Source organism: Dictyoglomus sp. SSW (genome assembly GCF_055181335.1).
In genome coordinates, this window is record NZ_CM143705.1 from 1516797 (window position 1) to 1530242 (window position 13446).

Sequence of the window (13446 nt, forward strand, 5' to 3'; positions counted from 1 at the left end):
CAACCTCCTTGAAAATTTTATAAAAGAGCTCTTACAGCTACAAATACATAAATCTTATCCAAAATTTTTATATTGTTTTTTAAGGTATAAGCACACTCCTTTATTGTAGATCCAGTAGTATAGACGTCATCTATAATCAAAATATTTCTATAATGCAAATATTTTACCTCTTCTACTAAACCAAATGCTCCTTTAACATTTTCCTTCCTTTCCTTTAAACTAAGTGTTTTTTGTGGTTTTACCTCCTTATTTAATGACAAAAGAGAACCATATGGTTTTTTAAGACTTTTACTTAAAAAATACGCTAAATATTCTGATTGGTTATAACCCCTCTCCACAAGTCTTTTATTACTCAATGGTACATAGGTGAGAAAATCAATGTCCCATTTCTTACTTAATATTTTATCCTTAGCAAGATCTGCTATAAATTTAGCCACATTAGGTTTATTTCTAAATTTGAGGTTCTTAATTACTGTTTCCCACATATCATCATAATATCCTAAAAATTCAAATCCGCTCCATATAGGGCTCTCTTTAGTACAATTATAACAGATTTCTGAAATACCTGTAAGAGGTCTTCCGCAAAATCTACAATATTTATTAGGAATTTTGAATTTACTAAAACATTCTGGACAAACATAACCTAATCCATATCTACCACAAAAAATACATCTTGAGGGAAATATTATATCTAAAATAAAGTCTAAATAATGTCTCATGAATGGTATGGATTAAATTCTTCTGGAAGAGAGGAGCTAAATCCGAAATAATAAAGAAGAATATCTCTTATTCTTTCACTTGCCTTTCCGTCACCATAAGGATTTAGAGCTCTTGCCATTTTATTATACTCGTCTTCATCAATTAATAATTTACTTACCTCTTCCACTATTCTTTTTCTCTCAGTTCCTATTATCTTCACTGTACCTGCCTCAACTGCCTCAGGTCTCTCAGTAACCTCCCTTAAAACTAATACAGGTTTTCCTAAGGATGGAGCCTCCTCTTGAAGACCCCCCGAATCTGTAAGAACTAAGTTGCAATTTGCTATTAGATATACCATTGTTACATAATCAACAGGAGATATAAGAATAGCTCTCCTCTCATTACCTAATATGGAATTTACAGTTTCTCTTATAATAGGATTTGGGTGTACAGGATAAACTATGTAAAGATCTTCAAATTCACTCAAGATTTCTTTTAATGCTAAGGCAACGTTTTCCAAAGGTTTTCCCCAGTTTTCTCTTCTATGAGAAGTAACTAAAATATATTTCCCTTTGGGAACTTCTTCAGGAAGTTTAACCTCAAATTTTTCAAGGTTGTTATATACAAATAAAAGAGCATCAATCACTGTATTACCAGTTACAAAAATATTGTTAGATGGTACATTTTCTTTTAATAAATTTTCTTTTGCTTTCTTTGTTGGAGCAAAATGTAGATCAGAAAGTACACCTGTAAGATGTCTATTCATCTCCTCAGGATACGGTTGATATTTATCATAAGTTCTTAAACCAGCTTCTACATGTCCAATGGATATCTTCTTATAAAAAGCAGCTAAACTGGCTGCAAAGGTTGTAGTCGTATCTCCATGTACCAATACCATATCAGGAGAATCTTTTTGCCATATTACATCTAATCCCTCAAGTACCTTTACGGTTATTTGAGTAAGGGTTTGTTTTTCCTGCATTATATTTAAATCGTAATCAGAATTTAATTTAAAGATTTCCATAACTTGATCTAATAGCTCTCTGTGTTGTGCAGTAAGGATAATCTGAAGTTCAAAAAACTCAACATTCCTTAAGGCATATGCTACAGGAGCCATTTTTATAGCTTCTGGTCTTGTACCAAATACTAATGCAATACGCTTTTTATCCATTAGTTTTCTCCATGTTGTATTTTTTATAATATCCTATTATTTTATAAATAAGTCTCGCTGCTATATAATCTGCATAGTTAAGCCCAGGAATAGGAGAAAATTCTACGAAATCTACTCCTATTACTTTTTTATTTTTAAATATTTCCCTTAAAATACTCAGCACTTCATACCAAGATAATCCACCAGGCTCAGGTGTACCTGTAGCTGGCATTTCAGAAGGATTAAACACATCAAAATCAAAGGTAATATAAACATTTTCATTTTCAATGCTCGTTAATATATCTTCAATCACCATATTAAAATCCTTTGTATGAATTTCAAAATCCCAAAAAACCTTAATATTTGCTTTCTTTTTAATATATTCTCTTTCTCCTTCACTTAAACTTCTTATACCTACCTGAACAATATTAAGCCTCTCTGAAGCTTCTCTCAGTGCACACGCATGACTATCTTCAGTACCTTCATACTCTTCCCTAAGATCTGAATGTGCGTCGAAATGAAGAACAGAAAAATTATAACCCATACTTAGATAAGCTCTTAAAATTCCTTTTGTTATCGTATGTTCACCACCTAAAAATATGGGAAATTTATTCTTTTCAAGAATATCTTTTACTATTATCTCAATATTTAACAAACTCTTCTTTAAGTCTCCTAAAGGAAGAAAAAAATCAGGAAAAGTAAAGATACCTATTTTAGCAGGTATATCGTCAATCTCTTCATCATATAATTCAATATTGTAGGAAGCTAACAAAATGGACAGGGGACCCTCACGGGTCCCCTTTTTATATGTGGTTGTAACTTCCAAAGGAAAAGGAACAATAACAACTCTTGAATTTTCGATAGTAAAAGACGAAAGTCCACCAAAGGAAGGAAGGGGTCTATACTGATCCATTTTTTCCTCTTTTTAAGAGATTGACCGGAAAATCTCTGCCTCTTACCAATATTTCCCAATCAGATCTTTCAGGTAAAAGTTTTTCTTCAAGTATTTCTTTAGCCTTATCAATATTGAAGGTTTTGCACGAAAAGATATCAACACTCGCATAGTTTAAATCTGGCCATGTATGTATTGCAATGTGGCTTTCTGCAATAAGCACCACTCCTGAGATACCCCAATCTAAAGGATCATCCTCGGGTACATATCTCATTACATATGGTGGCATAATCTTTTGCATGCCTATCATATCAGGCAGTTCATCTAAAAGATCATAGATATATTGTACATCTTCCAACTTTTCCTTAGGACACCCATATAAGTCTAAAACTAAATGCGGTCCTAACATCTCTTCTTCCTTTTACCCCTTTCCTCAAAATTTTGTTCAACGCTAAATATAATACAATCAACCCCCTATGTCAATAATTTTTGAAAATTTTTTTGTGAAAATCACATATCTTCTACTTCTAAGGCAATATCTTTCCTATAATACATATTCTCAAAAAAGATATTTTGGATATTTTTATAAACCTTCTCCCTCGCCTCCTTAAAGGATTTACCTAAACCTACCACATTTAATACTCTTCCACCAGAAGTAACCAATTTACCATTCCTAAAGGAAGTTCCTGCATGAAAAATTATTGTCTCTTTTGTCTCCTTTACACTAATTTCTTTACCGACTTCATACTTTTCTGGATATCCTTTAGATGCAAGTACAACACATACAGCTTTTTTTTCGGAATATTCATACTCATTATATGTTTTGATATTTTTACCATCTTTAAGATCCAATAAAGAAAAACCAATAATAGGAAGAATAACTTGAGCCTCTGGGTCTCCAAGTCTAACATTAAATTCTAAAACATATGGTTCGTTATTAACCAAAATCAATCCTCCATAAAGAAAACCCTCATATTTTAAATTATTCTTTTCAAGTTCAGATAATAATGGCTTAAATATCAATTTTAAAGATTTCTCTATTAAACTACTATCAATCCATGGTACAGGAGCAAAAGAGCCCATACCTCCAGTATTAGGACCAGTGTTTCCTTCTCCCACTCTTTTATAGTCTTGAGCTGGTGGAAGTACATAGATTTCCCCGTCTTTAATAGCTACAATGAGAGAAAATTCTTTACCTTCAAGGAATTTTTCAATCACTACTCTCCTTCCAGCTTCTCCTAAAATACCTTCCTTTAATAACTTACCCAAGACTTCTACAGCCTCATTTTGAGAGTTAACAATAAAAACACCTTTACCAGCAGCCAAACCATCAGCCTTAATTACTAAAGGATAATGCTCCTTTTCCACGAAACTTTTAGCAGATTCAAAATCATCAAATATCTTAAAATCTGCAGTAGGTATTTTGGCTTTCTCCATAATTTTCTTAGCAAAAGCCTTGCTTGCCTCTAGTATTGCTAGATTTTTAATTGGTCCCCATATACTTAAACCCTCCTCTAAAAATCTATCTACAATACCCATAGAAAGAGGCATTTCAGGTCCTACAATAGTCCAATCAATTCTATTTTCTTTAGCAAAACTTACAATTTCATTTATATTTTCAGATTTTATAGGTACGCATTCCGCAAAACTACTGATACCAGCATTCCCAGGAAGAGCATAAATTTTTTCAACCCTTTTATCTTGGGATAATTTCCAACATATAGCATGCTCTCTCCCACCACTTCCAATAACCATCACTTTCATATATTCTCAGCCCCCTTCTTCTTAAATACTACTCTTCTTCCTATTATCTTGTATTCTTCGGTTAGAATTTTTTTGACAGATTCTACTATTAACTTATGTTCTTCCTGCAATATTCTTTCAGCCAAAGTCTCTGGAGTATCATCATCATAGACAGGTACTGCTCTCTGACCTATTATTGGACCTGAATCTATACCCTCATCCACAAAATGAACAGTACATCCGCTTATTTTCACTCCATATTCCCATGCCTTTTTTTGAGCTTCCAATCCTGGAAAGGAGGGAAGAAGAGATGGATGGATATTAATAATTTTCCATGGAAAAGCATCAAGAAGGGTTTTACCTATAATCTTCATATATCCCGCCAATACTACTAAATCTACTTTATATTCAAGAAGAATTTCTCTTATTTTTTCCTCATATTCCCTTTTGGATCTGTAATCTTCTCTTTTTACAACATAAACGGGAATATTCTCCTTTTTTGCCCTCTCAATAGCATAAGCTTCTCTTTTATTACTAATAACAACTACTACCTTCGCTGGATAATCATCTTTTTTTGAAGCATCAATAAGAGCTTGTAAGTTTGAACCCCTACCTGAGACTAGAACTCCAAGTCTTTTCTTTTCCATTCAATTTTTACGCCACCTTTCCCAGATTTTAATGATCCTATAATATAGCTCTTTTCTCCCATAGAATCTAAATCTTCCAATATCTTTTCTTCATTATCAGAAACCACAAGAATTAAGCCAATCCCCATATTGAAAACTCTAAAAGCCTCCTTTATACTTAAATTCCCTTTCTTTATAAAAAATTTAAATATCCATGGAATTTCCCAAGAAGATTCAACAATAGCGGTTAAATTATCTGGAATAATTCTTGGTAGATTACCCACAATTCCCCCACCCGTTATATGAGCAATGCCAAGAATATTTTCTCGATATCTCTCTAAGAGAGGCAAAATTTTAGGGGAATATATTTTCGTCGGTCTTAATAACTCCTCTAACAGATTATGTCCGTCTATATCTTTCTTCAAAGATATTTTCTTCTTTCTCAAAATATACCTTATTAAAGAATAACCATTACTATGAAATCCGGAAGATGTGACCCCAATTAAAATATTACCATCCTTCATTTTATCTTTTTTAGGAAGCAAATTATCTTTTTCTACAATTCCAAGTACAAAACCCACCAAATCAATCTCCTTACCCCTATATATACCCGGCATTTCAGCAGTTTCTCCACCAACCAAACTACAATTTGCTTCCTTGCAAGCTAAAGAAATACTCTTCAAAATTTCTTTATAGACATCTGGATCAATTTTTGATCCACCAAAATAATCTAAAAAGGCTAAAGGCTTACCGCCAGAGGTTAGAATATCATTAACATTCATAGCTACTAAATCAAAACCTATACCTGAAAACTTACGATATTTAACTGCAAGACTCAACTTAGTTCCCACTCCGTCAGTACTAAGTAAGAATAAAGGATTCTTAAATAGCTTAAAATCCAATTCTAAAATACTGGAAAAACCGTTCCAATAAGGTAATACATATGCCTGATGGGTAGATTCAATATCCTTTCTAACCTCTTGTAATGCTCTTTCTACCTTAGAAATATTAACACCACTCAGACTATAAGTAATTTTTTTTCTTTTTTTACTATTTTTCTTCCAAAACATTCTCCACAATAACCCCTTTCTGGAAGTATACTAACTAAACCCTCCATACTTAAAAAAGCAACAGAATCAAAACCTAAAAGTCTGGCAATCTCCTCAGGAGAGTAATGATAACTTATTAATTCTTTTGTATTAGGTATATCTACTCCATAATGGCAAGGAGAAATAAGGGGAGGTGAAGAAAGTCTAAGGTGTACTTCTTTAGCACCTTCTTCCCTAAATTTCTCAGCAAGGATTTTAGCAGTAGTACCTCTCACCAAAGAATCATCTACCAATACTATTTTTTTTCCTTTAATTAAATCGCTAACAAATAAAAATTTCATTCTTACTGACAATTCTCTTTCCTTTTGCCTTGGCTGTATAAATGTTCTGCCTACATAATGACTTCTCATGAGAAGCATCTGTAGAGGTATACCTGACTCCTCACTATACCCAATAGCAGCAGGAATACCTGAATCAGGAACAGGAACAACCCAATCTGCAGATACAGGAACTTCTTTTGCTAATATTCTTCCCATTTGTTTTCTATAATAATAAACCGTCCTATCATCATAAAGACTATCTGGCCTCGAAAAATATATAAATTCAAACAAGCAAAATCTGGAGGGTCTATCTTGAAATGATCTATAATTAAAAACATTTCCATCTTTACTGAAAAAAACCCATTCACCAGGATTCAATTCTTTAATTTCTATTATAGGTAAATCTTTTAAAGCTGATGTCTCAGATGCAAAAATAACTCCTCCATCTTGGAGCCTTCCCATAAAAAGTGGTCTAAATCCTGATGGATCTCTGATTGCATAAACACCTTCGTGGGTTCCAACTATTAGAGAGTAACTTCCTTCAACTTGATTAAGAGCCTCTTCAAGCCTTTCTTGTAAACTTTGCTTTTTTGATTTAGCTGTTAAATGTAATATAACTTCAGTATCTGAATCACTTTGAAATATTATCCCTTCTTTTTCCAAGTTTCTTCTTAAAGAATTAGCATTAGATATATGACCATTATGGGCAAGAGCCATATAACCATACCTAGGAAGATTCACTACAAAGGGCTGAATACTTTGAGGTGATTTCTTACCAGAAGTAGAATATCTAACATGTCCAACAGCAATTTTTCCCTTTAAGTTTTTAAGAGATAATTCATCAAAAACTTGAGAAACAAGACCAAAATTCTTATGAACATGATATCCTTCACTGGAAAAAGTTACAATTCCCGCGCTTTCTTGGCCTCTATGTTGTAATTTTAACAATCCTCTATAAGCCAAAAAACTTGCATATCTTTCACTAAAAACTATAACTCCTATAACCCCACATTCTTCTTTTAAGGTCATTTGACCTTTCACCTTCTTTCAGAAAAGGGTCTTTATGTCTAATTCAAGAAAAGGTCTAACTATAAATTTATCTGGAATTACTTTACCTATTTTTTGTACATTTAAGTTATATTTCTCTGCATATTTTAAAAACATAGTTTCTTTTTCTCTTGATACCTCCGCAATTAAAATAGAACCTTCACCAAAAAGCATTTCAGCTTTATCTTCTCTTGGGAGATTTACATACAATCCTTTATTTCCCCATATCGATAGTTCTAACAAAGAAGCCAACATTCCCCCCTCACTAACATCATGTAAAGAAAGAATAATTTTTTCCAACCTTATTTCCTCTAAAAAATATTTTAATTTTCTATCCCAAATTAAATCTACATATGGGGGCTCACCTTCTATAACCCCATAAAGATCTTTCATAAATCTTGATCCATCTAAAGTTAATCTTGAAAAATCACCTATCACATATATAGGATTTTCATATTCTTTTAATCCCGGTGTTATTAAATATGAAAGATCCTCAATAATTCCAACCATACCAATAATAGGAGTAGGGAAAATTTTGTTATCACCTTGACCATTATAAAAACTAACATTTCCACTTACTATAGGTATTTCCAATATTCTTGATGCCAAATTAATACCCTTTACTACTTCTTTAAATTGATAGAAAACATCCGGTTCATCGGGATCCCCAAAATTCAATCCATCAGTTATAGCTAATGGTTTGCCACCAACACAAAGAATGTTTCTACAGGCCTCTGCTACAGCATACATAGCCCCTTGTTTAGGATTCAAATAACAATATCTACCATTCCCATCTGTAACAATAGCAATACCCTTATTTGTATTTTTAATTCTCAAAACAGCAGCATCACCAAATCCAGGTGGTAAAACTGTATTTGTTTGCACGGAATAATCATACTGGGTATAGATTTTTTCCTTAGTTTTTATATCTTGAATTAAAATCTCTATATATTTTTCCACATCTTCATTGGTGACTGTTACTACGTTTTCTTTCCTTTCCTTCTTGGGCCCCATTGATGGTGGATCAAATATAAGAGAACCATCCACTAAAAGCTCAGTAGGTAGATCAACAACCTTTACTCCATTAAAATAAGCTATAAATCTTTCTTCTTTAATTACCTCTCCTATAACTTCTGCTTCAAGATCCCATTTTTTAAACACTTCAATAATATCCTTTACTTTATCTGGTCTAACTACAAAAAGCATTCTCTCTTGAGATTCCGATAACAATATTTCTTCTGGTGTCATATTTTCCTCTCTTTGAGGAACTTTATCAAGATAAACTTTTACTCCACTTCTTCCTCTACGTGCAGACTCTGATAAGGCACTCACAAGACCTGCAGCACCTAAATCTTGAATACCTATAACACCATCCTTAGCTGCAGCCTCTAAAGTTGCCTCAATAAGAAGCTTACCCAAGAAGGGATCCCCTACTTGAACTGATGGTTTCTTTTTGTGAGTTTCATCATCAAGCTTCTCTGAAGCAAAACTTGCTCCTTGAAGACCATCCCTACCTGTTCTTGCGCCAACAAGTACTAGAAGATTACCTTCACCTTCAGCTTTTCCTCGATAAGATTTTTGATTTGGAGATAATAATCCTACACACATAACATTTACTAAGGGATTTGATGAATAACATTCATCAAATACTATCTCTCCTCCCACAACAGGTACTCCAATACAATTACCATAAAAACTTATACCACTTACTACTCCCTCAAAAAGATACTTATTTTTTGGTTTATCAATTGAACCAAATCTTAATGAATCAAGTAGAGCAATAGGCTTTGCTCCAAGAGCCAATATATCCCTTACAATTCCTCCAACTCCTGTAGCAGCTCCTTGAAATGGTTCAACTGCTGAAGGATGATTATGGCTTTCTATCTTGAACACTATTTTATATCCATCTCCTAGATCTACAATTCCTGCATTCTCGCCTGGACCTTGTTCTACCCACTCTGCTTTTGAATAAAAATCCTTTAGATATTTCCTTGAGTGTTTATAACTACAATGTTCAGACCATATTACAGATATAACAGACCATTCTATATCATTTGGCTCTTTACCAAGCAATTCTCTTGCATGTTTTATTTCTTCTTCCTTAAGCCCAAAAATTCCCATGATTACACCCCTTTATTTTAGAAATGATAAGAACAGATTAATCCCATCAGAGCTTCCCAAAATATCTTCTACTGCTCTTTCAGGATGAGGCATCATACCCATTACATTACCCTTTTTATTAATAATTCCAGCAATATTATCAATTGAACCATTTGGATTTTCATATTCATATTTAAGTACTATTTGATTGTTCTCCTTCAGATCTTCTAATCCCTTTTCTGATATATAATATCTACCTTCTTTATGGGCTATAGGTATCTTAATAACCTGATTAACTAAATACCTATTCAAGAAGATATTTTGATTATTCAATACTCTTATAAAAACAGGTTTACATATAAAAGTATTGGTAACATTTGGTAACATAGCTCCAGGTAAAAGACCTGCCTCTAAAAGTATCTGGAACCCATTACATATACCTAGCACATATCCACCTTTATTTGCAAAATCTATTACCTCATTCATGATAGGAGAAAATCTTGCAATAGAACCAGCTCTCAAATAGTCTCCATAAGAAAATCCTCCAGGGAGTATTACCATATCTACCTCTTGAAGATCATGATCTTTGTGCCAGAGAAAAACTGGGTCATGTCCTGTAATCTTTAAAGCATAAAAGGTATCCATATCACAATTTGTGCCTGGAAATACCACTACTCCTACCCTCATTCTCTTTCCACCCTTATTGAAAAATCTTCTGTAACTGGATTAACAAGTACAATTTCACTCATTTTTCTAACTTTTTCCATCACTTCCTCTTCAGAATTCCCCATCAGTTTAATTTTAAGGACCTTTCCAACCCTCACATCTTTTACTTCTTCAAAGTCTAAGGAATGAAGAGCATTTCTAATAGTTTTACCTTGAGGATCAAAGATCCCCTCTTTTAAAAAGATCTCTAATATCACTGTCCATTCTTTCACTTTAATTCCTCCTTAACTCCAGATCTCTGGAATATAAAATCTATATTTTTAAGGAATACTTGCGGAGAAAAACAACTTTCTATCTCTTCCTTAGAAAGTTTTTCTGTAACTCTCTTATCTTCTAAAACTACCTCTAAAAAATCTCTTTTTTCATTGATAGCCTTAAATGCATCCTCTTGAATCCATGAATAAGCAATATCCCTTAAAACCCCTTTTTGGGTAAGAGCTAATAATAAGTTTTGAGAATAAAATATTCTATAATTAGTATTCATGTTCTCTAGAATATTCTCTTCATTAACTTTTAAATCTTTAACTATCTCATAAGTTAGATTAAGTATATAATCAGTGAGGGTAGTAGCATCTGGAAATATTACTCTTTCTACAGAAGAATGACTAATATCTCTCTCATGCCATAAAGGAATGTTTTCAAAAGCAGAATTCATATATGACCTTATTACTCTTGACAGTCCACAAATTCTTTCAGAAAGAATAGGATTTCTTTTATGAGGCATAGCTGACGATCCCTTTTGCCTCTCCCTAAAAGGTTCTTCCAATTCTCCTACTTCCGTTCTTTGGAGATGTCTAATTTCAAGAGCAATTCGTTCACAAGACGAAGCTATCATTCCTAAAACATAAATTACTTCTGCATGTCTATCTCTTGGAATAATTTGTGTAGCAACTGGTTCAGGTTCTAATCCTAAAATCTTACATGCCAATTCTTCTACTTCAGGTGACAAATGACTTAATGTACCAACAACACCTGAAAATTTTCCATATCTTATGTTTTCTCTTGCCTTTCTCAACCTCTCTAAATTTCTTTTAAGTTCTGACCACCATCCCAAAAACTTAAAACCTAAGGTGATTGGTTCTGCATGCATTCCATGAGTTCTTCCCATCATAGGCAAATCTTTGTATTGAATTGCTTTTTTTGCTATTTCATCTAACAATTTTAAGAGATCTGATTCTATATAATTAAGAGCTTCTAAAATTTGTAAAGAAAAAGCAGTATCCATAACATCTGATGATGTAAGTCCTTGATGGATGTATTCAGATCCTTCTCCTACATATTGAGCCACATTAGTTAAAAATGCTATCATCTCATGATTATTAATCTTTTCTATCTCCTTAATTTCTTCGACTTTAAATCTTGCTTTCTTTTTTATTTTTTCAAATGCTTCACTTGGGATCTCTCCTAATTTAGCTCTTGCTTCTAATACTGCCTCTTCTACCTTCCACCAAAGAGAATATCTTTTCTCATCAGACCAAACTTCTCTTAATTCCTTTCTACTATATCTTTCTAACACTTTTTTTACCTCCTTTAAAAGCAAAAAGCCCAAGCTCATAGGTTCTCCTTACGAGGGAACCTACCCGCCTGGGCTTTTATCCCTTCGGTGTAGCAAGATCAACAATCTTGCCAGCTCCGCTTGGATCTTTAGACCCTAAGGAGCTCTTCCGCTCGTAGTCAGGCAATTTACGGTTGCCTGGTAGAAACTCCCGAGCCATATTCTCGGGATTATACGAAGCTTAAGTAGATTATATAAAACTATCTCTTGAAGTTCAATATACCCCTATAAATTGCAGAATCCCCTAAATCTTCTTCTATTCTAAGTAGTTGATTATACTTAGCTATTCTATCAGTTCTACTCAAAGAACCTGTTTTTATCTGCCCACTATTCACTGCTACTGCTAAATCAGCAATAAATGTATCTTCAGTTTCTCCAGACCTATGAGATATGACAGTTCTATAGCCGGCTTGATGGGCAATTCTTATGGTATCAAGAGTCTCTGTTAAGGTACCAATTTGATTAACTTTTATCAATATTGCATTTGCAATTCCTCTTCTGATCCCTTCTGCTAAGATTTTTGGATTGGTAACAAATATATCGTCACCCACAAGCTGTATTTTCTTACCTAACTTTTCTGTTAGCTTCTCCCAACCATCCCAATCTTTTTCAGAAAGTCCATCTTCTATAGAAACAATAGGATATTTATCACATAGATATTCATAGAAAGAAATCATCTCTAAAGACGATAAAGCCTTATTTTCAGCCTTCAAAATATATTTACCATCTTCATAAAATTCACTAGCAGCTGGATCTAACGCTAAAGCTACATCCTTACCAGGTTCAAATCCTGCAGATTTAATTGCTTCCACCAATATAGCCAGAGGTTCCTCATTTTTCTCTAAATATGGTGCAAATCCCCCCTCATCACCTACATTTGTATTTAAACCTTTACTCTTAAGGATATTCTTTAAGGTATGAAAAACTTCAACAGCCCATCTTAGAGACTCTTTAAAAGTAGTAGCTAAGGGAACAATCATATATTCCTGAAAATCTAATGGGTTATCAGCATGCTTTCCACCATTAATTACATTCATCAAAGGGGTTGGCAATTCTCTTGCCTGTACTCCACCTAAATACATATAAAGAGGTACACCTAAGGATTCTGCAGCTGCTCTTGCAGTAGCAAGAGATACCGCCAGTATAGCATTTGCTCCGAGTTTTGACTTGTTATCAGTACCATCAAGATCTAGCATTGTTTTGTCAACTGTATATTGATCTAATGCCTCTATACCAATTATTTCTTGTGCAATTACCTCATTTATATTTCTTACCGCCTGTAAAACCCCTTTTCCTTTATATCTCTTAGGGTCGTTATCTCTTAACTCTAAAGCCTCCCTACTTCCTGTAGATGCTCCTGAAGGAACAATAGCCCTTCCTATAGAACCATCTTCTAAATAGACCTCTGCTTCTACAGTAGGATTTCCTCTTGAGTCTAAAACTTCTCTACCACGAACATCAAGAATTGCAGGCATAATTAGAAACACCTCCTAATTTAGATTTGTTTTTATTTTATTAAGGTTATTATAACACTTATTC

Annotated in this window: 13 protein-coding genes and 1 riboswitch; all 13 genes read right to left on the reverse strand. The window is 33.5% G+C overall.

Annotated elements, in window-relative coordinates; all coding sequences use genetic code 11:
- Positions 1-17: 17 nt before the first annotated feature.
- The 13 genes from ACY3JM_RS07530 to eno all read right to left on the reverse strand — a co-directional run bounded on the left by ACY3JM_RS07530 (position 18) and on the right by eno (position 13382).
- Complete coding sequence (locus ACY3JM_RS07530; protein ID WP_463111220.1) at positions 18-719, reverse strand: ComF family protein; 702 nt, start codon at positions 717-719, stop codon at positions 18-20.
- Complete coding sequence (gene wecB, locus ACY3JM_RS07535) at positions 716-1870, reverse strand: non-hydrolyzing UDP-N-acetylglucosamine 2-epimerase (RefSeq protein ID WP_463111221.1); 1155 nt, start codon at positions 1868-1870, stop codon at positions 716-718. Before wecB ends, ACY3JM_RS07530 begins: the two co-directional genes overlap by 4 nt.
- A complete protein-coding gene (gene speB, locus ACY3JM_RS07540) occupies positions 1863-2762 on the reverse strand; it encodes an agmatinase (protein ID WP_463111222.1) in 900 nt (299 codons plus the stop codon). Before speB ends, wecB begins: the two co-directional genes overlap by 8 nt.
- On the reverse strand, positions 2749-3150 hold the full coding sequence (gene speD / locus ACY3JM_RS07545; RefSeq protein WP_463081822.1) for an adenosylmethionine decarboxylase: 402 nt from the start codon (positions 3148-3150) through the stop codon (positions 2749-2751). Before speD ends, speB begins: the two co-directional genes overlap by 14 nt.
- A 101-nt stretch (positions 3151-3251) precedes the next feature.
- Positions 3252-4505, reverse strand: a complete 1254-nt coding sequence (gene purD, locus ACY3JM_RS07550; protein WP_463111223.1) for a phosphoribosylamine--glycine ligase — start codon at positions 4503-4505, stop codon at positions 3252-3254.
- A complete protein-coding gene (gene purN / locus ACY3JM_RS07555) occupies positions 4502-5131 on the reverse strand; it encodes a phosphoribosylglycinamide formyltransferase (protein ID WP_463111224.1) in 630 nt (209 codons plus the stop codon). The genes purD and purN overlap by 4 nt, the downstream gene beginning before the upstream one ends.
- Positions 5104-6180 carry a phosphoribosylformylglycinamidine cyclo-ligase gene (gene purM / locus ACY3JM_RS07560; RefSeq protein ID WP_463111225.1) on the reverse strand — a complete coding sequence of 359 codons (1077 nt, stop codon included), beginning with the start codon at positions 6178-6180 and terminating at the stop codon, positions 5104-5106. The genes purN and purM overlap by 28 nt, the downstream gene beginning before the upstream one ends.
- On the reverse strand, positions 6129-7508 hold the full coding sequence (purF, locus tag ACY3JM_RS07565) for an amidophosphoribosyltransferase (RefSeq protein ID WP_463081818.1): 1380 nt from the start codon (positions 7506-7508) through the stop codon (positions 6129-6131). The genes purM and purF overlap by 52 nt, the downstream gene beginning before the upstream one ends.
- Positions 7509-7526: 18 nt before the next feature.
- Positions 7527-9647, reverse strand: a complete 2121-nt coding sequence (purL, locus tag ACY3JM_RS07570; protein WP_463111226.1) for a phosphoribosylformylglycinamidine synthase subunit PurL — start codon at positions 9645-9647, stop codon at positions 7527-7529.
- A gap of 12 nt (positions 9648-9659) precedes the next feature.
- Positions 9660-10313: a phosphoribosylformylglycinamidine synthase subunit PurQ gene (purQ, locus tag ACY3JM_RS07575; protein ID WP_463081816.1), complete on the reverse strand. Its 654-nt coding sequence runs from the start codon at positions 10311-10313 to the stop codon at positions 9660-9662.
- Positions 10310-10564, reverse strand: coding sequence for a phosphoribosylformylglycinamidine synthase subunit PurS (gene purS / locus ACY3JM_RS07580; RefSeq protein ID WP_463081815.1), 255 nt, complete (start codon positions 10562-10564; stop codon positions 10310-10312). The genes purQ and purS overlap by 4 nt, the downstream gene beginning before the upstream one ends.
- Positions 10561-11868: an adenylosuccinate lyase gene (purB, locus tag ACY3JM_RS07585; protein ID WP_463081814.1), complete on the reverse strand. Its 1308-nt coding sequence runs from the start codon at positions 11866-11868 to the stop codon at positions 10561-10563. Before purB ends, purS begins: the two co-directional genes overlap by 4 nt.
- 135 nt (positions 11869-12003) lie before the next feature.
- Positions 12004-12105: riboswitch (purine riboswitch) on the reverse strand.
- Between the two features lie 2 nt (positions 12106-12107).
- The gene (eno, locus tag ACY3JM_RS07590) at positions 12108-13382 is read right to left on the reverse strand and encodes a phosphopyruvate hydratase (RefSeq protein ID WP_463081813.1); all 1275 of its coding nucleotides are present in this window, start codon (positions 13380-13382) and stop codon (positions 12108-12110) included.
- Positions 13383-13446 lie beyond the last annotated feature (64 nt).